Raw genomic sequence first — 25,707 nt, 5'->3', positions numbered from 1 at the left:
TTTAATCTGATTGTTGTCACATATTCATAAAAAAAAGTAATGAAATCTTAATTTCATTACTCTTGACTTTTACGATATTCCATTATGATAAAACTTGCTGCTTGGGATCTATTTTTATAATAATAACGGTTCAAATCTATTGCACCTTCTATTTCACCATCTCGATACATCATTTCGTTTGTCATATTATTAATCATAACAAAGTCTGATTTATCTTTAATTATATCTAAATCATTATGTTTCGCAAAAAAATGTTCTAAATTTAAATGTGCGTAATCCATACAAACCTCCTGATAATTGTCCGAAGATAATATTTATCTCTAAATGTTATATCTTTAAGTTGAATACGCGTTAATGTTATAAAACTTAAATTTATCTACCTTATGACTTCTATTTAACACCTTATGTTACTATTTAGCAAATGAAATTTATTATTTTTCACAATAAAATAAATCTATCCGGAAATTTATGTTGTATATACAACGATGGAGTTTAACAATGAACTTTAATGAATTATATAAAAATTCCAAGCACATTATCTATTTTCTTCTAAAAAAATATAATATTAAGTACAATAATGATGAATATGTACAATTACTTACGATAAAAATGTGGGAATTATCAAATGTTTACACCCCTCAAAAATCTTCTTTAAATTCATTTTTATATTGTCGTCTCAATTTCTTTATTATCGATCTTTTTCGTTCACAACATACTATTGAGACGTATAACATATTTGAATTAGATAACCTTGCTAACATTAATGCCCCTTTTGATGATGCTCGACTCTTGTATGATAATTTTCTTTCCCATTTATCAGAAAAAGAACAACTATGGCTACAATTAAAATTAGCTGGCTATAAGCAAAAAGAGTTAGCTAAAGCATTACATTGTTCAATTTCCACACTAAAAAATTATCAAAATAGAGTCAAAATCAAGTATAAAAATTATTATCTTAATGAATGAGGTGAAATATTCATGTCTAACTTAACTAAAATATTGTATTTCAAAACGGCAATAGGACCTGAAATACTTACAATATGCCAATTCACTACGCATCAATTTATATACCCATCTCCAATTAATCAAACTATTAACTACGTTTTAGAAAAATATCAACGTTCACATAAAGTACAGCTTGAACAATCTAAACGAATATTAAAGATTAAGAAATTAGTACCTATTTTTATTGATTATCAAACAACAATATTCCCTGTAAAACCTCAACGTTCCCCGATACAGTATTATATCAATGCTTGTACTATTAACGGATTAAAATCCAAAGGTTCATCCACAATCGTATATTTTGATAATGGTACATTTATCACTGTAGATGCCCCATATATTTTTATATATAAAAAATGGCAAGAAAGTTTAACACTTTCTCACCTTTTAAGCTAGTTTCATCGTTATAAAGTTTTATTGTGCTTATATTCCAATAATTTTTTAGTGAAATATCCAGTTACTACTTTTATCATGTATAGACTGACTATAACTAATAGCAAAGCTCCCACCAAAGTTAATACAACAGTAACTGTTGATAGCTCGACTTCTGGCTTAATGAAATATTGTACTGAAGTCAAACTTGTCAAAAAACCGAACAAGAACAAACCAATAAGTAAGATGTACGTACCTAAAATGCCTAATAATAATACGAATAATTGCGTACTTGAAACTACTTTTTCTTTAAAAATATATTCCTTCAAAAATTGATTTGAGAATGCAACTGGACGATTTAATTGATCGCTTTCATTTAAATCAACTGTTTTAGATAACACTTCATCTAATTTATTTTTCTCTTTTTTGTTTAAAAACCATAATTGCTTTTTCACTTTTTGCTCAAAGATATTTGCTTTCATTTGAAATGTTCTCCTTTATCACGTTCACATCACTTCAGTTACTTTCTTAAATGATAAATCAATTATCACAGTGATTCAATTAAATTTGATGGTTTTTAAAAAAATATGTCTTATCACTAATTTATTTCTTTATATTTAGTCAACGACAACGATGCCAATTAACTTAGCAATTTGAATAGCTTGTTCACTCGATACTTTACACCCTATTAAATCATCTTTTCCAACAGTGATATGTCCAAAAAACGATTTACTTATATCACAACTTTTTAATGACGTTTGATAGATTGACATATGATTTAGATTAGAATCTAAAAATTCCACGTTTTTAAGCAGTGTATTATGAAATTCAGCATTTTCTAGATCACTTGTATTGATTCTAAATGCATCAATTTTCGATTCTACTAAATTTATAAAATTTGCTTTTACTTCTTCAAATGTAATATGGCTTAATCTCATATTTTTGAATAATGTTCCTGTCATTCTACAATTTTTAAAAGTAACCCTATGAATCGTCCCATAATCCATCTGAGAATTAGAAAAATCGCAATTTTCAAATACAACATCTGTAAAATCGGCACGCCCTAAATCTGAATTAGCAAAACTACAATCTTTGATTGTTGATCCATATATTAACAACCTATCTAATATTTTTTCTTCCAGTGATGAATTTGAGATTTCTGCTAATTCTATTAGATCATCAACTTCATCAAATACATCTGTTAATTCTTTCTTTTCTAAATAACCATTAATATTAGGTGGCTGTATCTTCATTACTTCACTCCTCCCTAGCTAATCATTGCATGCATCATTACATTGTACAAGGAGTGAATTAGCCAGAAATTTTATAATATACAGTATATCAGATATATTTAAAAACTTTATATTTTTAATGTATAAAAAAGACCTGGACATTACATTAGATTAATAAATGTCCAGGTCTTTTTTAGTTATATTTAAATTACAATTAAAACTCAATTTACTTTTACAATTAAAGAATTGATAAGCCTGAGCTTTGGATATCTTTTGCAAATCCTTTAACTGTATCAACTGAGAGTTCATTAATGTCACGACCAAGATTGTTGTTTACTTTTTTAACTACATCTGCTGGGCATGTGATAATATCAGCGCCAACTTCATCAGCTTGTATAACATTAATTACTTCACGACAACTAGCCCATAATAATTTCACGCCGTCTTTACTATGTGTAATTTCAGCAGCTTCTTTCATCATAGGAATTGGGTCAACTCCTGTATCTGCAATACGGCCAGCAAATACTGATACATAAGTTGGAACACCTTCAGTTACAGCATCTGTAATTTCTTTAACTTGATCTAAAGTATAAACAGCAGTTACGTTTAAACGAACATTTTCTGCTGATAATTTTTTAATTAGAGAAATAGTTGATTCACCTTTTGTGTTTACAACTGGAATTTTAACAAATACGTTACTACCATATTGTTTTAAAATTTCAGCTTCTTTTGCCATAGTTTCTAAATCATCTGCAAATACTTCAAATGAGATAGAAGCATCAGGAATCTCGCGAACAGCTTCTTCAGCGAAAGCTTTATAGTCGGTTACACCTGCTTTTGCCATTAAACTTGGGTTAGTAGTAAAACCATCAACCTGTTTATTTTTATAAGCTGCTTTCATTTCTTCAATATCTGCACCATCTGCAAATACTTCAACATTTAATTTTGCCATTACTTATTCCTCCTGACTTGATTAAATAATTCAACAAAGAATTATTTGATAACGGTTATTAACCATACAACTTAGTTATACCACCTATAAAGAATTAATTCTAATTTTTTGCTTAAAATCAGAATATTTTTACAGTAATATTAAAGTTTTTTATATAAGAGAACTAATCCTACATAAGCATATATTCAATATGTTATTATACTATATAAATATAAATTGCATTAGTTTTTTGTAAATTTATGGTATTATTGTTAAATGAATTGCATTAGGAGGTACAAATGGCACGTTCAAAACTTTACTTTTATTTATCTACTTTATTGGTTATTATTAGTTTTTATTTTAATACAAGAAACCCTCTATTAAATATGCATTTTAATTCGATGATAAAATTAATATTTGTTTGTAGTATTATAAATGCTATCATTTTAATAATTTCCATTATCTTTGCTGATAAATCAATCAAACATCTACATGAAGAATCAGATTGGATACGAAAAGCAAGTAAGATATTACCATACGTTATTTTAATCGTAATTGTTATTCATATTCTTGCTTCTCTATCAACATTTGGCATAATATTCTAATTAAGGGGCTAGGACAACAATTGATGTCTTAGCCTCTGTTATTATGGTTAAAGTGAACCTTTGATTTAATAATGTTATGCATATGTCTATACAATTCGGACAATTATAAATACATTCTAAATCTCTAGTTATATTTGATATTATAAAACAATAATTAAGCTTTAATAGCGATAACCATGTTGCTAAAACTTACACTGATTTTAAGAAAGGAAGCATGCCAACAATGCAATATTTATATATTTTTGTCGGAGGCGCTGTCGGTGCACTACTGAGATATTTTTTTTCATTTATGAGCGTTAATTCTACAATTCCTACTGGTACATTTATCGCTAATATTTTAGGCGCTTTTTTAATGGGGTTTCTAGGGACGCTAACTTTACAATATTACAAGAATAATCCACTTTTAAAAAAAGGCATTACTACAGGTTTATTGGGTGCAATGACTACCTTTTCTACATTCCAATTTGAACTTATACATTTATTCGAGCAGCAAGCTTATTTAGCTGTTACAATTTACGCAATCAGTAGTTATGTTTTAGGAATTTGTTTATGCTATATTGGCGTTAGATTGGGGGCGCGTATCTCATGATTAACTGTTTATTAATCATGTTAGGTGGTGGCATAGGTGCAGTCATCCGTGGTTTTATTACTAATTTTTGTAATCGCAAATTCAGTAGTATATTACCAGTTGCAACACCTTTCGTTAATATAGTTGGTAGCTTTATCATTGGTTTTCTATTAGGCTCGTCACTTAAGTTAGATTGGATTGACCCCTTTGTAATCGTTGGTATTTTAGGCGGTCTTACTACCTTTTCTACTTTATCATCTGAACTCGTCGAACTATTAATGACTAAAAAGAAAATCATTTATTTCATTAGTTATTCTGTACTACAATACGGCGTTTCCTTTTTAGCCTGTTTGTTAGGTTACATACTTTAACGAAAAACCTAAAAAGTGCATTATAAAAAGCCACAAAAACAATTTAATGTTTTTGTGGCTTTTTATGTCATGTACATTGTCCATACTTATTAATGACAATTTCATTAGTCTTGTCATACTATATCATAAACTCAACTAAATCAAAGTTAACGAGTATATATCATTAACTCATTAATTTAATTATTAACACTTAAGTAATCATACTATTTTATATAATTCTTTAATGACCACTGTATTTTGCAGGATCTGGTCCAATTCTACGATCTTCATTAAGGTTATCTAATTTTTCTATTTGTTCAGCTGTTAATGCGAAATCAAATACATTAATATTCTCTTCTATTCTAGACGGAGTAACCGATTTTGGAATTACTACAACACCATGTTCAATATTCCATCTAATGATTACTTGAGCAGGTGATTTCCCTACTTCCTTTGCAACTGCGTTTACTGTTTTATCTTCTAAAATTTGTGCATTCATTAATGGTGACCATGACTCCATATGAATATTTTGAACTTCCAGATATCTATTTAAAGAAGATTGTAATAGATATGGATGGAATTCTACTTGATTTATTACTGGTTTAATTGAAACTTGTGCTAATAATGCTTCTAAATGTTCAATATTAAAGTTACTTACACCAATATTTTTCACTTTATCATTTTTATAAAGGTCTTCCATACCCTGCCAAGTATCAATCATCAGTGCTTCATCAGTTCCAGGCCAGTGCATTAGATATAAATCTAAATAGTCTAAACCTAATTTGTTTAAACTTGTTTCATATGCATTAGCGACATTTTGTCGACCGTAGTCATCAAGCCATAATTTAGAAGTAATGAATAGGTCACTTCTTTTTAATCCTGTTGAAGCTAATCCTTCAGCAATACCTTGACCTACTTTATCTTCATTTTCATAAATCATTGCTGTGTCAATATGTGTATAGCCGTTTTCAATCGCATGTTTTACTGATGCTGCACATTCATCATTATTCTCCACGCGAAATGTGCCCAATCCAACAATCGGCATTTCATTCCCATTGTAAAATGTAATATTTTCCAAGTTAAAATCCCCTTTTTATTTTGTTATTTATTATACTAATCAATATTCCCAAATATATAAATAAAAATGCCTATATGTTTACAATTCATTCTTATTTTTGAAATTCTTTATAGCATATGTCATCAATCACCTATTTAATTTATAGTTAAATTAAATAGTCAGGCTGTATCAGATTATATTTTTAAAATTTTATAGTCCAAAAAAACTGTCAACAAAAGTCTAAATACTTTTGTTGACAGTTTATACTACATAGCATGATTTATTCTCAAAATATGAAATTTATTTCTTTAGTTAAATGATTCAATTTCATCCATAACACGTTGTAAATCTTCAACGTTATATTGAATGCGACCATGGAAGACGAATTTATTGAAGAATTCATCCAATTGTTCTGGACCAACTAACACTTTGGTATTTGAACTTTGCGCATAGTTTGAAATTGTTACATCACCCTCATTTTTAGGATTGAAATATAAAATGGTAGTTGGTGTGAATTTTAAATTCAATTCAGTTTGAATATCACCCGCTAGTTTCTCAATATCATTCAAATGAGTCGTATAATTAACAAAAGATAATGAGTTTTCATCTTCGTTTTGATCTAATACAAGTGTTTGTGGTTCTTGTCTATCAAGATCCAACGCATTAAAAACTTGCTCCATTGTTGGTTGTTCTTTAAATTGTGCAGCACTCACGCCATTGTATACGTGACCTTTTAATAATTGTGAGTCAATTATATATAAACCAGTACGCGTAAGTACTAAATGACTAATACGCTGTACATCATTAAATTCATTCTTAGGTAAAAATATATTAGCCATAATGTGCATATCTTCTGGACGAATTCTTTTCTCATTTACTAATCTTTCTCGAATACCAATAAGTCTCATATCAGTTACATATTCACTTTGATTTTTAGAGAATAATTTCAATGCATCAATTTCTCTATTTTTCGAATTAACTGTAGCATTATATTCTTCTTTTTGCTTTGTTACTGTTTTTTTATTTTCTATTCTTTCTTTTTCTAGTTCTTCTTCATGCTCATCGCTTAGTTTTTGTTCTCTGGTTTTGTATTGTTCTTCTACCTTTTGTTGTGCTTTCTTCTTACTTTTCAAAGCAATGATAAATAAAATGAAACAAATTACTGCTACAACAATTGCCACAATTAAACCAATCTCTAATGGTCCAAATGAATTCATAACAAAAAACGCTCCTTTATGTGTTCAGTAACTTAATTATAATAGATAAACGTATAGCATTCGAGAGTAAAGTTAAAAAACTTTTGTTCTAGTTAAGCTTTAACTGTATCTTTTAATAAATTAATTTTATCTAACTTTTCCCATGGTAATAATACGTCTGTACGACCAAAATGGCCATATGCAGCAGTTTGTTTATAAATAGGGTGTTTCAAGTCTAACATTTTAATAATTCCAGCTGGTCTTAAATCAAAATGTTGTCTAACTGCCTCAACCAATTCATTTTCTTTAACTTTTCCTGTACCAAATGTATCTATAGAAATAGAAACAGGCTCAGCTACACCAATCGCATATGCAAGTTGTACTTCACATTTGTCTGCTAATTCAGCAGCAACGATATTTTTTGCTACATAGCGTGCAGCATAAGCAGCAGAACGGTCAACTTTAGTTGGGTCTTTACCACTAAAGCATCCCCCACCATGACGTGCATAACCACCATACGTATCAACAATTATTTTACGTCCAGTAAGCCCTGCATCACCTTGTGGTCCACCTATAACGAAACGACCAGTAGGATTGATATAAAATTTAGTGTTCTCATCTAAAAGTGCTTCTGGCACTGTTGGATAAATAACATGTTCTTTAATATCATCTTGAATTTGTGCTAATTCGATATCTTCAGCATGTTGTGTTGACACGACAATCGTATCAATGCGATGTGGTTGATCTTGCTCATCATATTCCACAGTTACTTGTACTTTACCATCAGGACGTAAGTAATTTAATATTTCATCTTTACGTACATCTGATAAGCGTTTCGCAAGTTGATGCGATAAGAAGATTGGTAAAGGCATGTATGTATCCGTTTCATTCGTAGCATAACCGAACATCAAACCTTGATCTCCCGCTCCTGTAGCTTCGATTTCTTCTTCTGATGCGTCTTCACGATACTCTAATGCTGTATCGACACCTTGAGCGATATCTGGTGACTGTTCATCAATTGCCGTTAATACTGCCATTGTCTGGCTATCATAACCGTATTTAGCACGCGTGTAGCCTATCTCTTTGATTGTTTCTCTAACCACTTTCGGAATATCAACATATGTTGTTGTTGATATTTCTCCTGAAATTAACGCCATGCCAGTAGTCACTGTCGTTTCACAAGCAACACGTGCGTTTGGGTCATCTTTCAATATTTCATCCAATATAGCATCAGATACTTGATCCGCTATTTTATCTGGATGCCCTTCTGTTACTGATTCTGAAGTGAATAATCTTCTATTGTAAGTCATAATTTGCTCCTTTAGTTTTAAATTACGAAAATTCTCTCTCTGTTGAGCTCATTAAAAAAGCCTTCTACACTATCAATAAATAGAGAGAAGGCCCTTATACGTCCATTCGCTCTTATCGTTCAGACGATATTTGTCTGCAAACGGTTTGGCACCTTTCTTCGTATTAAGAAGAGGTTGCTGGGCTTCATTGGGTCCATGTCCCTCCGCCACTCAGGATAAGAGAATCCGTTAAGTCCTATAGTACAGAATCAACGATATAATGTCAATTTTACATTTATTAATATTTATTTAAAATTCCTTTTAAATTGGTATGGACTATTGATATATATGTGTTATACTCTGTAATTGTAAAGGCTTACAATAACTAAATAGCGTTGGAGGGATTAGTATGGCTGTAGATACATACACTTATACAAACAAAATTGAAAGTATTTTAGACAAAAAATCTTCATTATTTCAATTATCTACAACACAGTTGTATAACAAGATTTTAGATAATGATGAAGGCGAACTTACCGAATTAGGTGCAATTAACGCTAGAACAGGTAAATATACAGGTCGTTCACCAAAAGATAAGTTTATTGTAAATGAGCCATCTTATAGAGATGATATTGACTGGGGAAATGTTAACCAACCGATTGAGGAAGAAACATTTTTAAATTTATATGATAAGGTTCTAAACTATTTAGACAAAAAAGATGAACTATATGTATTCAATGGTTATGCTGGTAGTGATCACGACTCACAATTGAAATTAACTGTTGTAAATGAATTAGCGTGGCATAATCTATTTGCTCAAAATATGTTTATACGCCCTAATTCAAAAGAAGAAGCACAAGAAATCAAACCAAACTTCACAATTATTTCAGCACCGCATTTTAAAGCCGATCCAGAAATTGACGGCACAAACTCAGAAACATTTATCATCACATCATTCAAACATAAAGTGATCCTCATTGGTGGGACTGAGTATGCTGGTGAAATGAAAAAAGGTATTTTCTCCGTAATGAACTATTTACTACCTAAAGATAACATTATGAGCATGCATTGTTCAGCTAACGTTGGAGACAAAGGTGACGTTGCTTTATTCTTCGGCCTTTCTGGTACTGGTAAAACGACACTATCCGCTGACCCAACACGTAAACTTATTGGCGATGACGAACATGGTTGGAATGAAAATGGTATTTTCAACATTGAAGGTGGTTGTTACGCTAAAGCAATTAACCTTTCTTATAAAAAAGAACCTCAAATTTATGACGCTATTAAATATGGTACTATTTTAGAAAATGTTATCGTTGACGAAGATGGTGACGTTGACTTCGATAATAATCAATACACAGAAAATACGCGTGCAGCTTACCCAATCAACCACATTGAAAATATTGTAACGCCATCTAAAGCAGCTCACCCTAATACAATTATTTTCTTAACTGCAGATGCTTTCGGTGTTCTACCACCTATTTCAAAACTATCCAAAGATCAAGCAATGTATCATTTCTTGAGTGGATTCACTGCTAAATTAGCTGGTACAGAACGTGGTATAACTGAGCCAGAACCTTCATTCTCTACATGTTTCGGTTCACCTTTCTTACCTCTAAACGCTAAAGTTTATGCTGATTTATTAGGTAACTTAATCGATCAACACGATGTAGATGTTTATCTTGTAAACACTGGTTGGACTGGTGGTAAATATGGCATAGGACGTCGTATAAGCCTAAGTTACACAAGACAAATGGTGAATCAAGCAATTACAGGGCAATTAAGAGATGCAGAATATATTAAAGATGATATGTTCGGTTTAGATATTCCAGTTGAAGTTGAGGATGTCCCTCAAACACTATTGAATCCTATTAATGCTTGGAGTAAGCCAGAAGCGTATAGAGAGCAAGCTCAAGATTTAATTAACCGTTTCAATCATAACTTCGAAAAATTCGGTGTAGAAGTTGATGATTTAGCAGCACGTGGCGGGTTCAAATAATATCTGTTAATTAATATCATATAAAAGAGAGAATTAGGTAATAGAAACTAATTCTCTCTTTTAATTTACTCTATTATATTTTATTCTCTTCGACATCTATCATCCACTGTTTAATTTCACATAGTGTTTGTTTTAGAGCAAATGGTCTCGGTACATGACCTTCTAACATTTGATAAAATGTACGATAAGTTGTTCCCTTTTCCTCTAATTGTTGTGCTAAATAATAGGCATGATGAATACCTACTTGTTTATCTTTTCCACCATGAACAATAAATATGGGCGGGCTTGACTTAGTAATTTGAGCTAATGCATCTCGTTGCTGATAGGCAACAGCTTGCTTTTTAGGATGACCAATCATGCGTTTCAGCATGCCTCTTAAGTCGACGCGTTCTTCATACATTAAGTATATATCAGATACTCCACCCCAGATAATATAACTTGAGATTGGTAAATCTTGAAATGTGAGTAAACCCTGAAGTCCACCTCTGGAAAATCCAACCATATGAATGGCAGCATAAGGGTATTTTTGATGCAGTAAACGTATAGCAACCGTGACATCATTTAAATCCGCTCCATAAAATTCATCTTTCCCCTCACTACCATTATTCCCTCTATAATATGGACCAAAAACTAAAGTGTTTGTATTTGCAAATTGCATCATTCTAGCTGCTCGTACTTTACCTACTTGGCCTTTACCACCTCGTAGATAAATCACAATTCGTTTTACATCTTCTTTCGGTGTCATTATTAAGCCTCGAACTTTTAAGTTATCAACACAATATGTGACTTCTTCAAATACATGATGTAAGGTTTCAATAGGCATACGCTTTCTATTTATAAAATCCAAGTGATATCACTCTCTCTAAACAGTGTAAAATCGCATCGTCCTTCAACAAATAACTTTTTTTACTCTCTGGAATCTCAGCTATATTTTTATAAAATAAAGGGCCATTTGTTTCTAAATAATCATCTTGATCGCTTATCTCAGATACATTCACCATAAATACATCTTTTGTGAAACATAAACCATTCGTACGTTGTACTTCATATTGCGCAATATACTCACATTGCGCTATCATTGCTCCGGTTTCTTCAAATAATTCCCGCGCAACAGCTACTTCACTTGTTTCTCCGTCTTCTTTTTTACCGCCTGGGAATTCAACGCCACGTAATTTATGGTTTGTAAATAGCAACTGATTTTTATATTTCGGAATAATAAGTACATGATTTCCGTCAGCAATATCTTCTTTATCTTTATATGATAAATATACGTTGTCATTATCTTTATCTTTAAACTTCATATACATCACTCTTCCCCTTATTATGTTAAACTAACTATGCTAAAGCTAAGTTATTTGTTGGAGGCAAAATTTATGAAAACTATATTTCTTGGACTCATTCATATTTATCAACGATTTATATCACCATTGACGCCCGCAACTTGCCGTTTTTATCCTACTTGTTCTGAATATACCAGAGAGGCAATTCAAGTATATGGTGCATTGAAAGGTACATGGTTAGGTATTAAAAGGATTTCAAAATGCCATCCGCTTCATAAAGGCGGCTTTGATCCAGTGCCGCTTAAGAAAAAAGATAACAAAAAAGATCAATAAATTCGTGTTAATCTTGTACTTATAACCTTTGGAGGCTCAAAATAAATTGAGCCTCCTTTTAATATACCTGCACAATCAACCACATCTTTTTCAAAATAATAACCTTCTGGTGTGATATCACTGGGATAACTAGAAAATTGAGCTAACATCGCAGTAAAATATCTACTTAACCCGTACTCATACATACCACCTATAACTATTTTCACATTTTTGTCCTTAAGCATTTTAATGGTATTCATCACTTTATCGATGCCACCCAGTCTAAATGGTTTCAATACAACAACGTCTATAGCAAAATCATCTATAACTTCTAAAATGTTATCTATCGTGTCTGCCTTTTCATCTATAGCAACTGGTGGTAATTCGTATGCATCAAACTGATTTAGCATATTTAAAGATTTAAATGGTTCTTCTAAATACAATAATTGATCATGTCCAATTGTTGTTAGCTTAACTATCTCCGACTCGGTTATAGATTCATTTGCATCTACAACAATATTTGGTTTAAATGGTAATTGTTTAATTGATTTAATATCATTTAAAATTGAATTAGACCATTTTACTTTAACACGTTCAGGTTGTGTTTGGGATAATTGCAAAATATTTTCTTCTGATAAACCATTAATTGTTGCACCATAGGCTACACTAAAATCTGTTAATTTGAAAAACATTTGATAACAAGCCATTACAATCATACTTCTAGTTGCTGGATATTTAGATAAATGCTTTAAACTACGTAATATTTCATCGAATGTATAAAACTCTATATCTTTAATACTATCGAACCAATCTTCCACTTGGATTTGAGCATCACCAATCGTTTCACTTGTATACCAATCAGTTTCAAACGCATTACATTCTCCATAGTAATATGAATTATTTTCCGTAACTAAAGCTACAAACAATGCTTTACGTCTTTCTAGTTTTATTTTAGGTGTAATAATTGGTGTATTAAAACGTTCGTTATAGAGGTATATATGCATATCAACTATTTTCATAAAGACTCCTTATTACTTTTATAAATGATTTCTCTGCAATTTACCAGTTGATGTATAAGGTAATGAAGTAACACGCTTAAATTGTTTTGGTACTTTATACTTTGCTAGATGATTTTGGAAGTATGCTACTAAATGTTTATTTGTTATAGTTTCTGAAGCAACATAATATAAATAAGGAACTTCTCCCCATGTAGCATCTTCAACACCAACACACATCGCATCTTCAATAGATTCGTGCTTTTTAGCGACTGTTTCTATTTGGTAAGGGTATATATTTTCTCCACCACTTATAATTAAATCTTTTCTACGGTCATACACCATGACATAACCTTCTTCATCTATTTCTGCTATATCACCAGTCTTAAAATAACCATCTACAAAGGTATCTTTTTTATTCATAGGAAAAAGATAACCATTCATAACATTGTCACCTTTAATCAATAATTCTCCATGACCATTAACATTTGGCTGTGAGATTTTCACCTCAACATTATCGCTAGGTTTCCCAACCGTATCTGGTCTTAGTTTCAACATTTCTGGTGTTGCTGTTAAGAATTGCGAACACGTTTCAGTCATACCAAAAGAATTATAAATTGGTAAATTATAGTCTAATGCTCTATTTATTAACGATGTGGTTAATTTAGCTCCACCGAGCAATATTTTTTCAATCGAGAACGGTTGATGCCACCCTTCGTCCATTAACCATTTTAAAGTTTGTGGTACTAATGATATATGTGTAGGTGTTTCTTCTTTAATTATCTTCATCATTTTATCAGTGTCAAATTTCGCTTCAAGTCGTAATGTAAAACCTTCAATTAACGCTCGTAACACTACACTCAAACCAGAAATATGATAAATCGGCAATACCGATAACCATTTCGTAGATTGATTAAATCCGAGACTCTCTTTACAACCTAATGCACTTGCATAATGGTTGTAAAAGGTTTGTGGCACTGCCTTCTGAGGACCTGTAGTACCAGAAGTAAACATAATCGATGCGATACGATCAATTGAGAACGGCGCTTCGAATTCGTACCCTTCCTGAGTCTGCAATGTTTGAAAATCTATCACTTTAATATCTCTTAAATGAAGCTGTTCCATCGCTATGACTGTACTTACATCTATAGATTTCATTTGAGCAATCATTTCTTTTTTAGTTAATCTCGTATTGATCATAGCTACTTCTATGCCCGCTACCCATGCAGCATTAATTAATACTATGGATTCAATTGTATTGTTAATATATAAACCTATTCTATTTAATTCTAATTGTTTTAGACTATATGCCAGTCTTTTAGCGCTATCATACATCTTCCCAAAAGTAATTTGGTTCACGCCATCATCGATAAATATCCTTTTACTATTTTGTTCAGCTTGTGCTTTTAACCAAAAATCCAATCTGTCATTCCTCCATCTCAGTTATACTTATTATAACGTGTTTATGTTTATTTAACAGGATTCTTGCACAACACATGTTATTTTTAATATTTTTCCTATTTCTTAACTATTTTTATCACCTTATAGCGGAAATATTACTTTTATTTTGAAATTTAGTTAAATCAACTCATTTAACTGCTTAACATTAAATTTTCACATTTAATGTTTTGTCTACATCAAAGATTGGGTAAATATTTATTGTAAAAATGATAAAGGAGTGAAGCAGATGAAGTTAAAAAGTTTATCAGCAATAGTATTTTCTAGTCTATTATTAGCTAGTTGTGGAAATGGTTCATCTGACAATGATTCAAAACCTGAAAATAAAAAAGATACAAAATCCGATAACCAAGTTATCGCTATCAACAAAATCAAAACAAGTCCTGATGACGCCATTAAAAAAGCCCAAGAAACATACGATAACCAAAATTTAAAAGGGATCTCATATGAAAAAAGTAACGGCGAATGGGCATATAAAATTGAACAACAAGGTGATAATAAAGAATCAGAAGTTATTATCTCTGATAAAAATAAAAAAATCTTGAATAAAGAACAAGAGAACGAAGATTCAATTAATAATAACGAAGCATTTAATTATAATGAAGCCATCGATTATAAAGACGCCATTAAAAAAGGTCAAAAAGAATTTGACGGAGACATCAAAGAGTGGTCACTATCAAAAGACGATGGGAAACTCGTTTATGATTTAGATCTTAAAAAAGATAAAGAAAAACACGAAGTGACTATTGATGCTAAGAATGGCAAAGTATTAAATAACGAACAAGATAATTAAATATTTCAAAGTTAAGTATTTAATTATAGTCAGTGATTCAAAAAATCCATTTCTATTAATTCACAATTTTTATCATAATTAAGAAATTATAAATGAAAGAAAAACACTTAAATTAAACTATCACTTTTGTTAAATATAAGCATTTGTGCTATATGGGTACTGAGAGAAACCTTAACTATTTAAAACAAAATTCGTTGTTCTTTATTGGAAAAGTTGACTGGATTGAAAACTTTAATATCACTTTCTTAATTTGCTGTTGAATCTCTTACACAAGAATCACTAACTTAATATTATATTTACAAGCGCCAAAGCTCTTGCTTAAGAACTGCTAACTTAATAAATTAATTATTGGTTCTTTAAAATAATTGCTTGAGCTGGTGCTTATACATAAGACTTACTTCAGTAACCCACTTTATAACAAATATTAACTTCTAAATATCTTACCAATGGTCAGTCTATATTTTACTTTATAACTCTACTATAGCAATTGTATAACACATCCTTTAATATCCCCCTATATTATTAATCCGCTTACATCATTTACTAAATAAAAAATTTACTTGAATAACCTAAAATTAAAATAAATCGTATTACTATTTAATATTTTATTTTCATATATAACTTTTGTTAATCTAACTTATTTTTTTATTATTTTTGCTTGTACTTATTTTAAAAACCGACTAACTACATATACTAATAATGCCTTCTTTGCTAACTTTGTAAAAAAGGAGGCGTTTAAAATTAAAAAAGTCAGCATAGTTATGCCAACATACAATAACGATTGTTCTCTTTCTCGTACAATCGATTCTGTTATTAATCAAACAATGGAGAAAACCAATTATGAGCTAATAATTGTAGACGATCATTCAACTAACTCGAATACATTAAATATTATTAAATCCTATACAAAAAAATACAGTAAGTTAATTAAATTCAAACGACTAAAATTCAACAGTGGTAGTGCTAGCAAACCAAGAAATAAAGGTATTGAAATGAGTAGTGGTCAGTATATTTTCTTTTTAGATTCTGACGATTTTTTACACCCGCGTGCTTTAGAAGACTTATATAATTATGGAATTAAACATAAAAGTGATTTGATTATTGGAAAATACGGCGTTAAAGGTAAAGGTAGAAGCGTACCTAAAGCTATATTTGAAAATGGAAATGTTCCGAAAGCTAATATTATTGAAAATAGTATGTTCTATGCTTTATCTGTACTCAAAATGTTTAAAAAAGCAATTATAGATAAAAATAAGTTAAGATTTAAAACATTTTCACAAACTGGTGAAGACCAACTATTCACTATAGAATTTCTAATGAACTCTAGGAATTATGCTATAAAAACAGATTACGAATACTACGTCGTAGTCAATAATTTTGATAATGGTACACATTTATCACATCAGAAAAGTTCAGGGAAACAATACTTTGCAACCATCAACGAAATTTATAACACCATTTACAAAAGCCCTATTTACAAAGATCAAAAAACACGGGACCAATTTGCTGGAAAATTTACTACGCGGTTATTTAGACACGGGCAAAAGAAAAATTTTGCAATTAGTAAAATGAAATATGAAGATAAAATTGAATGGTTGAAGTATTTTTCAAAAACACTTAATAGTGTTCCTAGAAGCGCCGATCAGTACGTTACACAAATTTTCAATATGAAATTAGAAGCCATAAGACAAAATAATTTGTTAGCTGTTATGGCAGCAGATAAATTCATTAAAGGAGAATAACTAAAGTGCATGATTACAACTATAATGATACAAAAAAGCTTGAATTAAATGCCATAGATATAAAAAATAACAAAAACAAAATTGAATGGATATATGCAAATTATGAAAATATAACCTTAAAAATCCAAAAATATGATATGCCTTGGTTAATTATGAACGATTATAAAATTGCAAGAATTAAAAACTTAGATACGACAGCATACTTTAATGACTTAAAAGTAGTATTTGATTTTACCAAGGACAAACTAATCTATGTGACATACAGCGATTAATTAATTTAGGAATATTACTTTTACAATTTTGTTTTTAGGAGAATTTAAAATAATGAGAAATTTAATAAGGAGACTTCTTTTAATAATATCGATTCTATTGCTCATCTCTTATGTTTTAAAAGAGAAAAGTGTTGATGCATCTTCACTAAACAATGATAATACATATATAACTGAACCCACAAAACCTATAAAAGATGCTACACCTGTTGAGTATGAGATACCGCAAGAAAACCTTAGACCTATAGAAGAAGCCACTGGAAGTGATATAGAAAGAATTTTAGGCAAAGATGACCGTATATTAGTAGAAAATTATACCTCTTATCCCTATAAAACTATAGTACTTTTAAACATGACATTTAACAATATAACTTATATTGGTACAGGTACTGTGATTGCTCCTGATACAATACTTACAGCAGCGCATAACGTTTACGATTCAAGACTTGGTGGTTGGGCTACTGAAATAACAGCTTATGCTGGAGCAAGAGCTAACAAAGCTACTATAGGTAAAGCCAAAGTAGATAAAAAATATGTATTACCAGAATGGATCAATTCTCAATCTTCTCAACATGATTTAGCAGTTATTAAGTTAAAAACCTCTCTTGGAGACCAAACAGGTACTTTAGGAATAACTAACGAAATGAAATTAAGCGAACCTATAGAAACAGCTGGATACCCTGCTGATAAAGGCGGTTGGACATTATATAAAGGAAACGGTCTATTAAAAAAAATTACTAATTTTAATGTTTATTACGATATAGATACTTATGGTGGACAAAGTGGCAGTCCAGTATGGAATAGAGACAAGAAAATTATTGGAGTACATGCTTATGGTTCTAGCCCTCTAAACTTTGCCACCAAAATAAATGATACAAATTTGAAATTAATAAAAAAATGGACAAACATTCCAGTTGGTCATGTCTACAACAAAGATGTCACTGTATCCAAAAGTAATATTTCGGTTTGGAACGATTTTCAATTTCATATTAAGAAACCCCTGACTCATATTAAACTCGGTAATGTTTATAAAGCGAAATATATATACAAACATAATAATGGACAAACTTATTTATCTCTATATGATAATAAAAATAAATGGATAGGTTATTTTAATAAAAGAGATGTTTCTGATTTAAAAGGAACGCTACTGAATAAAAAAGTCAAAATAAATAAAAGCAATTATGTAATCTGGGATTCTTTTTATTTCGATAACAAAAAAAGTCTAAGCAAAAACTTCTATGATAAAACTTTAAATGCCAAATATAGTTACGTACTTGGTAATAATGAAGAATTTTATTCTTTATATGATTCCAAAAATAAGTGGGTAGGCTACATAAATAAAAAAGCCACACAGTAATGTATCTAAATAAACATATTAGCTGTAATACTATAAATGAAGCACAATCTAGAAATAAAATTCATAATACTAACTCTAACAAGCAACTTTTAAATAATGCATATTCTGTATTGAATATGCTATTTTACCTACTATAAATAAACTAGTTAAATGTCTCGAGGCTAGTAATGCTTCTCTTATAATCTAAAAATTTCTATTCATGTTTATTAAAATTATGTTTCAATAAACATAAATATATCAAAAAGTTTGTTCTGTTCTAAACAGGATATACATAACTATAATTAAACGCTTTGCATAAAAGCCACTAACTCATTAAATTGAATAGTGGCTTTTTTATAGCAAAATTTTTATGAAGTTGAATAACATTTTTAATTTTGTCATCTATGTATGACTGATCTATTAAGATAATAACTAAAAACACAAATCAAACCATTGACCTTAATTCTTCATGTATAAATATCATAAAAATTTAAAAACAGTCTATTTGAATTTACTTAGGGTTCCTTTCTTCAACAACTACGTTTGTTACTATACTAAATCCTGGATTGTGTACATGTTCAGACAAATCAGGAATAATAAATCCTTTTTCTGTTACGGGAAAATATTCTGTTACTACTTGTTTTTCTGTTTTACTAAAATATGAAACTTGGACTTTAGACTCTGGATCTAATTCTACAACACGATATTTGTTATAATCATGTGCATCTAGCGTCCACTCAATATAATTTATAATATCTTTCTTTGTAAGTACATTTCCAGGTTTTAATGGAAACTCTACATAACGAGGTTCAAAACTATGTTTCTTTTGTTTATCATATGCAGATATTCCCACGATTAAATGTGGTCCCGCAATCTCTTGATAATCTCCTCTGTCTGCCCCTACTTTAAATAAATTATGATTCATAGTTGATGCATTTACTTGAGAATTAATTACAGACGTAAAAGCCACACTGCTAGCTATCAAAGAAACTACTATAACTTTTTTATAATTTTTTATTTGAAATCACCTCTTTATTTTTTTATATAATAACACAAAATTTGAATAAATTTATTATTTGTTTGTTACAATTTTTTGACAAACAAAATAACGGTTGAATTATGTACCAAAGCGTAAAATGTCTGACTACAAAAATTAAAATAACTTACTTCTTTAATGAAGCGAATTGTTTTCTTCATGATTTTTTAATTCAAATTTATTTAATATAGCACTTACAGAACTAACACTTATTTATGTATGGCATAGTTTATATGTATAAATATTAATGTACATTCAAACAACCAATAAATCATCCCTATTATATGCACATAATAGAGATGATTAACTTCGAGTTAAGCATTATCATTTTGCCCAATAAATGCATACACTAACTAGTTATTCATATATCAGAACCTAAAAAAAGGATGCACTTATATAAAAGTACATCCCTTTCATTTGAATAAATGTTTGAATTAATATTTATTTACCTTCAACTCATTTTTATATACAAAATATCTACGAACAAATTCTATAACCATCATCCACACAACATGACCAAACAATTCAGATACATGTTCGTGGAATGGTTGCTCTAAAGCATTTGGAACGACACTCATTATTGGCATTATAATTAAATGAAAGACTATCCAAACAACTAGACCAAAAATAGAACCATAGCCAATTGCTACTTTTGAAAAATATTTGACTAGTATAATATAAATGATTTGCTCAAAACCGTATCATGAAGTAATCTTTACAGTTTGAGATGTAAAATTGGATAATGTCTTCCTTGTTGATCCTTTTGAGATTCTTTATACTTTTTAAATCCATTTTTGATATAAAAATTTACAGCATGATAGTTATCTTTATTTACATCAACATATAGTACTTTATTTTCTTGAATTAGATATTGTAGTATTTCAGTACCATATCCTTTCTGAAAATATTTTGGATCTATAAAAAGCATTTCTAAATTTTGTTCGTTTGTACCTGAGAAACCAATTGCTTCGTAGGCATTAAACCACAAATCAGCTTCGACAAATTTAAAATATGTAGGAATTTCAGCTTTTAATTCTAATCTATCCTTTTCTTTTAAAAAATCGTGAGTTGCAATTACAGATTTTTCCCATATTTCTAGTGCTTTTGGATAATCTTTTTCTTGGAGCTCTATTTTTGTTAATTTCATATTTTATCTCCTTTTACTTAATTTATAATTCCATAAATTAAGATTTTCAAATGAATATTCTATTTTGTCGGCATATAATATCCCTCGCCTATTTATTTAGTTAAGGATTCTTCATTTTTAAGTTATTTATAAGTAAAATTATTTATCCAAATTAAATTTATCACTATTCTTTATCCACCCCTAATCTTAAAAAGTGGATAGTTATTTCACTGATTATCTTTTTTAATTATATTACTTCTTTCTAAAATATATTTAGATAAGAAAACTTTTCTTGAAAAGCAAGTAAACTCTCCTTAACAAAATTACAATCTTTATCTTTAAAATGGATTGCAGCTTCATGTTTGAATGGCAATCTTTCTTTCATAATTTTAACTCTATCTTTGAATAAATCTTCTATACTACCGTAATCCATTATATCTTCATTTAAACAATCGGGTATTGTTAGTAATTCACTGCCTATAGTGTATGCACTAAATAATTGATAAAACGACTCGTCATCAATTGAGTCTAAATATAGTAATTCTCTTCTTTTATCTCTTGGGTGCTTAAACAATTTGTGAAAAAACTTGGATATATAATTTTTTTCTTGATAATATCTTTGTTCTTCTGAACTTTCATTTTCCAATAATTTTAAGTAACTATTTATATTTATATTTAAAGACAATAATAACACCTCATTGATATTCTTTATTATAAATACCCTATATAATAAATATTAAAATATTTTCGAACGAATAAAATAACCAAATAAATATAATAAATAACACATTAGTATTTTGAAATGTCGTACAGTACTAGAGCGATATTTACAACTACCACTTTAATCGTATTTATGCTAATGTTTGCCCATTAACTTTAAACCTTATGGTAAAAATTATATTAGTCTTTCTCCAGATACCTTATTGGAGGTCAATTTCTGATTTTTATTCATCTAGTACGTCTGAGTTTGTTATCTTCATAATATTAATTAAAAGAATGGAATAGTGTTACTAGCTTTAGCAATATCCTTTAAAATGTGAAATAATCGGATATCAGGAGTTTTTGCAAAAGGAAATAATAATCTCCAATTAAAAAAGTCTATTTCAACTTTTACAAAATTATAATCAATATAAAATGTAGGGAATTAGCAGCCTAGAACATAGTGTTTTTATTAAATTCCCATTCTAAGGGTTCAGCGCCCATGTGTGGGTGATTTTTAATAGAAAGGTAGTCTAAACATGAAAGTTATATGTAGATATACTATACCTCATCCAAATTATAATTAAACAAAAAGTAGCTACATAATGTGACTACCTAATTGTATGACAAGTATATTTTTAATTAATATCATACAGGATGCCCAACTTCACTTAAATCACCTAACACAACAATATTGCAAGCAAGACATCGTGTTTTATTCCATAAAATTACTATGAAACATAAAAAAGACCATCCCGAAAGATGGCCTTTTAATTTTTGTTAATTATAATGATTTAAGTATCTAACCCTTTCATTATATTACCATAAAAATAGGTCAAGCACATAAGTGCCTCCTCTTATAATATGGAATAGAATGATTACATCGAGGCGAGAAATAATAGCCTGCTATGTTCTACCCGTGTATTTATATTTAATCATAAAAAAGCCACTTCTAAGAGTGGCTGTGAAAAAGCAAAGTATTTTTTGACGATTAATTATCGTCAATTTTATTATAAAAAATATTTAATTGTGTGTAAACACAAAAGCCACCCTCGTTAGAGAGTGGCTCAAAAGGGTGAGTCTCTGGAGGAGCCTCACGAGTAAATAATTCTATAATACAAAATATAAAAGTGCAAGATTTTTACTAAAAACTAATGTATTTGTTTAAATTTAATAGCATAAAATACAATTAATTAATATACCCACATAAATTACCTACACCATGATTCGGTGGTTCTACTCCATTCCAAGTACGCATAGGCATATAATAACGTGTGTTATTCCAATCAAATCCAATCCATACATGTCCATCTTACAGACAAACTTCACCATAATTAACGTAGCCACTAGGCTGGAACCAATAACCAAAAATATCGTCACGAATAAATGGAGAACCCACACGTTTTTCTATCGTTGTATTTCCACATATAAATTTTGCTTGTTCAGATTTATACCAAGTACCAAATTTATTTTGTTTCCACCCTTTTGAACTTGTTTCTTTGTATTCTTCCTCATTTGGTTTTGGTATAGGAATTGTGTCTCTGTCTGGAATTTCAGTACTAGATAGACTACTTGCTTTTAATAGCGGATTATTATAATACTTTTTAATTTCTTTAATAAAGTAATCTTTCAATTGATTCACAATAGATGTCGGTGCAACGCCTTGTCTGACTGGGTCAAAACCAGTATGCAATGCCATGCTACGATGTGGACAAGCTGTAGAAACAAACGGACAATGTAACATAACAGTTTCTCTATTTATTGGTAAACCATAATAAAGTAAATCAGCTGTAGCTTTTTTAAATACTGCTTGTTCATTAGCCATGAAATCTTTATTAAATGTTTCTGTTTAAATAATAGGATAGGAAATTATAAATTGCATTCCATACGTCATACACACTGTTCAATGTTAATTCACGAAGGCATATCAATATATTATATTTCAAAAAAATTAGGGCATGCAGATATAACAACTACCCTATCGACATATAGTCATTTATTGGAAGAAAGTCAAAAACAAGAAGAAACAAAAACGCTAGAAGCCTTGCGCCACATGTGATACAAAGATTTCATGTCAACGAAACCTTAATTTTGACATGGTTTTATTATTTTTTACGCCAACTTGACATGAGAATGACATTTTTTATGAAAGTCTATATAAAACAAAAACACCGTAACCCTATTGTATCAAGGATTACGGTGTTTCAAAAAAGCTTAAATTATGTAATTAACGGAGAGTGAGGGATTCGAACCCTCGAGACGCTTGTGGCGCCTACACACTTTCCAGGCGTGCTCCTTCGGCCAACTCGGACAACTCTCCATATAAAAAAACAGAAGCGATATTTCACTTCTGTTTGTATGACCCCGACGGGACTCGAACCCGTGTTACCGCCGTGAAAGGGCGGTGTCTTAACCGCTTGACCACGGGGCCATGGCTCCACAGGTAGGACTCGAACCTACGACCGATCGGTTAACAGCCGATAGCTCTACCACTGAGCTACTGTGGAATAATTATAATGGAGCGGGTGATGGGAATCGAACCCACAACATCAGCTTGGAAGGCTGAGGTTTTGCCATTAAACTACACCCGCATTTTAACGATTATGGGGCGGATGATGGGAATCGAACCCACGAGTGTCGGAACCACAATCCGATGCGTTAACCACTTCGCCACAACCGCCAAAGTAAAAATCAAAAGAATGGTTCAGGACAGAGTCGAACTGCCGACACATGGAGCTTCAATCCATTGCTCTACCAACTGAGCTACTGAACCATAATTAAAAATGGCGGTCCCGATGGGATTCGAACCCACGATCTCCTGCGTGACAGGCAGGCGTGTTAACCGCTACACTACGGGACCTTTAAAAATTGCGGGAGGCGGATTTGAACCACCGACCTTCGGGTTATGAGCCCGACGAGCTACCGAACTGCTCCATCCCGCGTTAATATTATTAATGACGACTACCAATTAAATATACCATAAATATTAACTTAATGTCAACATTTTTTTAAATTAATTTACATTGGCTTAACAAGTTTTTAATTTAAGTATGATAGTGGCTGTTTGCACGTCACCTATCAAATAAGACTAACTAAGTATATAAAGATTTCATGGTTTAGTCAATGGATTTTAAAAACTAATTTGTGTAAAAATGGTTTATAATAATATTATTTTAATTTTAGTTCCCTTTTTATATAAATAATTAGTGCCTTCGTCAATTTATTTATAGTTTTTAGACATTATCTCAATCAAAAAGCTTAATATTAATTCAGATAGATAGAGACCTTCCACCTAAATAACTCGATTTAAGATTGTTATTTATTGACTCATAATACCTTGCATTTTACTTTGCAATCTTGTAAATGTTGTAAATCCATCATCTTCCATAAAATGCCCACCATATTCAGTCACTTTGCATTTTCCACCTAATGTATCCATTAACCTTTTAGTTTCTTCATATGATACGCATTTATCGTCCTTAGCGCACAATCCATAAAAAGATTCCACTTTGTCTTTAACTTGTTCATAATCGATTTGAAATGTTTCTGTGTGAGCTAATTCATCCGGTACTCGAGCATCTTCCATAAATCCTGAAATACTAAACAAACCTTCTATATAATTTGCATCCACTTCTTCAATAAATTTTAATGATGCTAAAGTACCAAAGCCATGCGTAACAAAATAAGTTTCATATTTATTAATTTGAATTTGTTGTTTCATTTCACTTACCCATTTTTCGATTTCGCTATCTTTTTCATATGGTAAATTAAATAATGTTACGTTATAGCCTTCTAACGTAAGGTTATTTGCTAGCCAATCATACCAATGATTTGATGCATCTCCATATTTTGAATGTACTATTACGATATCAGTCATAAATATCCCCCCACTTCATCTGAATCACATTAGCTATATAATACGCTAATGTTACAACTGTTTCATTATCTCATAGATTAATTTGAATTATAAATAATTATATATCCATAATTAAAAAACCGTATCATCTATATAACTATTCGATAAATAGATGGTACGGTTAATTGCTCTTATTTA

General features: G+C 30.4%; 28 protein-coding genes, 8 tRNA genes, 1 pseudogene and 1 riboswitch. Of the genes and pseudogenes, 12 read left to right on the top strand and 25 right to left on the bottom strand.

Going from position 1 to position 25,707, the window contains the following annotated elements:
* Window positions 1–56: 56 nt before the first annotated feature.
* Complete coding sequence (locus LG295_RS05875) at window positions 57–281, bottom strand: hypothetical protein (protein WP_017722196.1); 225 nt, start codon at window positions 279–281, stop codon at window positions 57–59.
* A 217-nt stretch (window positions 282–498) separates the two neighbouring features.
* On the opposite strand from LG295_RS05875, the gene LG295_RS05870 reads away from it, so the two are divergent.
* Together LG295_RS05870 and LG295_RS05865 are read left to right on the top strand one after the other, a co-directional pair.
* The gene (locus LG295_RS05870) at window positions 499–966 is read left to right on the top strand and encodes a sigma-70 family RNA polymerase sigma factor (protein ID WP_107558846.1); all 468 of its coding nucleotides are present in this window, start codon (window positions 499–501) and stop codon (window positions 964–966) included.
* A 12-nt stretch (window positions 967–978) separates the two neighbouring features.
* Window positions 979–1,401, top strand: coding sequence for a competence protein ComK (locus tag LG295_RS05865; RefSeq protein WP_107558845.1), 423 nt, complete (start codon window positions 979–981; stop codon window positions 1,399–1,401).
* 8 nt (window positions 1,402–1,409) lie between these two features.
* On the opposite strand, the gene LG295_RS05860 is transcribed toward LG295_RS05865, so the two are convergent.
* The 3 genes from LG295_RS05860 to LG295_RS05850 all read right to left on the bottom strand — a co-directional run bounded on the left by LG295_RS05860 (window position 1,410) and on the right by LG295_RS05850 (window position 3,561).
* Window positions 1,410–1,859 (bottom strand): hypothetical protein, encoded by a 450-nt coding sequence (locus tag LG295_RS05860; protein WP_107531986.1) that lies wholly within the window; start codon window positions 1,857–1,859, stop codon window positions 1,410–1,412.
* A gap of 135 nt (window positions 1,860–1,994) precedes the next feature.
* Entirely contained in the window at window positions 1,995–2,630 is a 636-nt protein-coding gene (locus tag LG295_RS05855) for a pentapeptide repeat-containing protein (RefSeq protein ID WP_107558844.1), read from the bottom strand.
* Between the two features lie 217 nt (window positions 2,631–2,847).
* Complete coding sequence (locus LG295_RS05850; protein WP_017722201.1) at window positions 2,848–3,561, bottom strand: transaldolase; 714 nt, start codon at window positions 3,559–3,561, stop codon at window positions 2,848–2,850.
* Between the two features lie 278 nt (window positions 3,562–3,839).
* On the opposite strand from LG295_RS05850, the gene LG295_RS05845 reads away from it, so the two are divergent.
* From LG295_RS05845 to LG295_RS05835, 3 genes are all read left to right on the top strand, one after another.
* Complete coding sequence (locus LG295_RS05845; protein WP_107558874.1) at window positions 3,840–4,145, top strand: hypothetical protein; 306 nt, start codon at window positions 3,840–3,842, stop codon at window positions 4,143–4,145.
* Between the two features lie 223 nt (window positions 4,146–4,368).
* Complete coding sequence (gene crcB / locus LG295_RS05840; protein WP_107531743.1) at window positions 4,369–4,734, top strand: fluoride efflux transporter CrcB; 366 nt, start codon at window positions 4,369–4,371, stop codon at window positions 4,732–4,734.
* Entirely contained in the window at window positions 4,731–5,084 is a 354-nt protein-coding gene (locus LG295_RS05835; RefSeq protein ID WP_107531742.1) for a CrcB family protein, read from the top strand. Before crcB ends, LG295_RS05835 begins: the two co-directional genes overlap by 4 nt.
* Window positions 5,085–5,304: 220 nt before the next feature.
* Here LG295_RS05835 and LG295_RS05830 read toward each other — a convergent pair whose 3' ends face one another.
* The 3 genes from LG295_RS05830 to metK form a co-directional block, all read right to left on the bottom strand.
* The gene (locus LG295_RS05830; RefSeq protein WP_318832788.1) at window positions 5,305–6,141 is read right to left on the bottom strand and encodes an aldo/keto reductase; all 837 of its coding nucleotides are present in this window, start codon (window positions 6,139–6,141) and stop codon (window positions 5,305–5,307) included.
* A gap of 287 nt (window positions 6,142–6,428) precedes the next feature.
* Complete coding sequence (locus tag LG295_RS05825; protein ID WP_107531740.1) at window positions 6,429–7,337, bottom strand: nuclease-related domain-containing protein; 909 nt, start codon at window positions 7,335–7,337, stop codon at window positions 6,429–6,431.
* A 92-nt stretch (window positions 7,338–7,429) separates the two neighbouring features.
* A complete protein-coding gene (gene metK, locus LG295_RS05820) occupies window positions 7,430–8,626 on the bottom strand; it encodes a methionine adenosyltransferase (protein ID WP_107531739.1) in 1,197 nt (398 codons plus the stop codon).
* A 109-nt stretch (window positions 8,627–8,735) separates the two neighbouring features.
* A riboswitch (SAM riboswitch) is annotated at window positions 8,736–8,848 on the bottom strand.
* A gap of 166 nt (window positions 8,849–9,014) precedes the next feature.
* On the opposite strand from metK, the gene pckA reads away from it, so the two are divergent.
* Window positions 9,015–10,604: a phosphoenolpyruvate carboxykinase (ATP) gene (pckA, locus tag LG295_RS05815; protein WP_404476671.1), complete on the top strand. Its 1,590-nt coding sequence runs from the start codon at window positions 9,015–9,017 to the stop codon at window positions 10,602–10,604.
* A 73-nt stretch (window positions 10,605–10,677) separates the two neighbouring features.
* Here the strand turns inward: pckA and LG295_RS05810 are convergent, their stop codons facing one another.
* Complete coding sequence (locus LG295_RS05810; RefSeq protein WP_199186532.1) at window positions 10,678–11,451, bottom strand: S9 family peptidase; 774 nt, start codon at window positions 11,449–11,451, stop codon at window positions 10,678–10,680.
* A complete protein-coding gene (gene ytkD / locus LG295_RS05805) occupies window positions 11,435–11,911 on the bottom strand; it encodes an RNA deprotection pyrophosphohydrolase (protein ID WP_107531737.1) in 477 nt (158 codons plus the stop codon). The genes LG295_RS05810 and ytkD overlap by 17 nt, the downstream gene beginning before the upstream one ends.
* Before the next feature lie 66 nt (window positions 11,912–11,977).
* Here ytkD and yidD point away from each other — a divergent pair, with 66 nt between their 5' ends.
* Window positions 11,978–12,217 (top strand): membrane protein insertion efficiency factor YidD, encoded by a 240-nt coding sequence (gene yidD, locus LG295_RS05800; RefSeq protein WP_107531736.1) that lies wholly within the window; start codon window positions 11,978–11,980, stop codon window positions 12,215–12,217.
* Here yidD and menC read toward each other — a convergent pair.
* A complete protein-coding gene (gene menC / locus LG295_RS05795; protein WP_326028869.1) occupies window positions 12,211–13,215 on the bottom strand; it encodes an o-succinylbenzoate synthase in 1,005 nt (334 codons plus the stop codon). The genes yidD and menC overlap by 7 nt on opposite strands.
* Window positions 13,216–13,233: 18 nt before the next feature.
* Window positions 13,234–14,613: an o-succinylbenzoate--CoA ligase gene (gene menE / locus LG295_RS05790; RefSeq protein ID WP_318832785.1), complete on the bottom strand. Its 1,380-nt coding sequence runs from the start codon at window positions 14,611–14,613 to the stop codon at window positions 13,234–13,236.
* 265 nt (window positions 14,614–14,878) lie between these two features.
* On the opposite strand from menE, the gene LG295_RS05785 reads away from it, so the two are divergent.
* The 4 genes from LG295_RS05785 (at window position 14,879) to LG295_RS05770 (ending at window position 18,813) form a co-directional block, all read left to right on the top strand.
* The gene (locus LG295_RS05785; RefSeq protein ID WP_318832784.1) at window positions 14,879–15,442 is read left to right on the top strand and encodes a PepSY domain-containing protein; all 564 of its coding nucleotides are present in this window, start codon (window positions 14,879–14,881) and stop codon (window positions 15,440–15,442) included.
* Window positions 15,443–16,182: 740 nt separating this feature from the next.
* On the top strand, window positions 16,183–17,184 hold the full coding sequence (locus LG295_RS05780; protein ID WP_318833029.1) for a glycosyltransferase family 2 protein: 1,002 nt from the start codon (window positions 16,183–16,185) through the stop codon (window positions 17,182–17,184).
* Window positions 17,185–17,189: 5 nt separating this feature from the next.
* A complete protein-coding gene (locus LG295_RS05775) occupies window positions 17,190–17,456 on the top strand; it encodes a hypothetical protein (protein ID WP_107558877.1) in 267 nt (88 codons plus the stop codon).
* Between the two features lie 52 nt (window positions 17,457–17,508).
* A complete protein-coding gene (locus tag LG295_RS05770) occupies window positions 17,509–18,813 on the top strand; it encodes a serine protease (RefSeq protein ID WP_107558876.1) in 1,305 nt (434 codons plus the stop codon).
* 490 nt (window positions 18,814–19,303) lie between these two features.
* Here the strand turns inward: LG295_RS05770 and LG295_RS05765 are convergent, their stop codons facing one another.
* The 5 genes and pseudogenes from LG295_RS05765 to LG295_RS05745 all read right to left on the bottom strand — a co-directional run bounded on the left by LG295_RS05765 (window position 19,304) and on the right by LG295_RS05745 (window position 23,478).
* Window positions 19,304–19,717: a staphylokinase domain-containing protein gene (locus LG295_RS05765; RefSeq protein ID WP_326028866.1), complete on the bottom strand. Its 414-nt coding sequence runs from the start codon at window positions 19,715–19,717 to the stop codon at window positions 19,304–19,306.
* 545 nt (window positions 19,718–20,262) lie between these two features.
* Window positions 20,263–20,514, bottom strand: a pseudogene (locus tag LG295_RS05760) (DUF1440 domain-containing protein); the annotation flags it as partial.
* 29 nt (window positions 20,515–20,543) lie between these two features.
* A complete protein-coding gene (locus tag LG295_RS05755; protein WP_318832780.1) occupies window positions 20,544–20,975 on the bottom strand; it encodes a GNAT family N-acetyltransferase in 432 nt (143 codons plus the stop codon).
* Window positions 20,976–21,216: 241 nt separating this feature from the next.
* Window positions 21,217–21,639: a hypothetical protein gene (locus LG295_RS05750; protein ID WP_107531812.1), complete on the bottom strand. Its 423-nt coding sequence runs from the start codon at window positions 21,637–21,639 to the stop codon at window positions 21,217–21,219.
* Between the two features lie 1,326 nt (window positions 21,640–22,965).
* On the bottom strand, window positions 22,966–23,478 hold the full coding sequence (locus LG295_RS05745; protein ID WP_404476663.1) for an SH3 domain-containing protein: 513 nt from the start codon (window positions 23,476–23,478) through the stop codon (window positions 22,966–22,968).
* Here LG295_RS05745 and LG295_RS05740 point away from each other — a divergent pair.
* Complete coding sequence (locus LG295_RS05740; protein ID WP_404476660.1) at window positions 23,464–23,712, top strand: tyrosine-type recombinase/integrase; 249 nt, start codon at window positions 23,464–23,466, stop codon at window positions 23,710–23,712. The two genes, LG295_RS05745 and LG295_RS05740, sit on opposite strands and share 15 nt — an antisense overlap.
* 172 nt (window positions 23,713–23,884) lie before the next feature.
* Here the strand turns inward: LG295_RS05740 and LG295_RS05735 are convergent.
* The 9 genes from LG295_RS05735 to LG295_RS05695 all read right to left on the bottom strand — a co-directional run bounded on the left by LG295_RS05735 (window position 23,885) and on the right by LG295_RS05695 (window position 25,530).
* Window positions 23,885–23,973: transfer RNA gene (locus LG295_RS05735), tRNA-Ser, on the bottom strand.
* Between the two features lie 39 nt (window positions 23,974–24,012).
* A tRNA-Glu gene (locus LG295_RS05730) sits at window positions 24,013–24,084 on the bottom strand.
* 1 nt (window position 24,085) lies between these two features.
* Window positions 24,086–24,160 (bottom strand) — tRNA-Asn (locus LG295_RS05725).
* Between the two features lie 10 nt (window positions 24,161–24,170).
* Window positions 24,171–24,244 (bottom strand) — tRNA-Gly (locus tag LG295_RS05720).
* 13 nt (window positions 24,245–24,257) lie between these two features.
* Window positions 24,258–24,333: transfer RNA gene (locus tag LG295_RS05715), tRNA-His, on the bottom strand.
* A 20-nt stretch (window positions 24,334–24,353) separates the two neighbouring features.
* Window positions 24,354–24,426 (bottom strand) — tRNA-Phe (locus tag LG295_RS05710).
* An 11-nt stretch (window positions 24,427–24,437) separates the two neighbouring features.
* Window positions 24,438–24,513 (bottom strand) — tRNA-Asp (locus LG295_RS05705).
* 8 nt (window positions 24,514–24,521) lie between these two features.
* A tRNA-Met gene (locus tag LG295_RS05700) sits at window positions 24,522–24,595 on the bottom strand.
* A gap of 377 nt (window positions 24,596–24,972) precedes the next feature.
* Window positions 24,973–25,530 carry an alpha/beta hydrolase gene (locus LG295_RS05695; protein ID WP_107530998.1) on the bottom strand — a complete coding sequence of 186 codons (558 nt, stop codon included), beginning with the start codon at window positions 25,528–25,530 and terminating at the stop codon, window positions 24,973–24,975.
* Window positions 25,531–25,707: the final 177 nt, after the last annotated feature.

The organism is Staphylococcus pseudoxylosus (genome assembly GCF_044794325.1).
Classification (GTDB): Bacteria; Bacillota; Bacilli; order Staphylococcales; family Staphylococcaceae; genus Staphylococcus; species Staphylococcus pseudoxylosus.
This window is presented reverse-complemented; position numbering and strand designations above follow the sequence as displayed.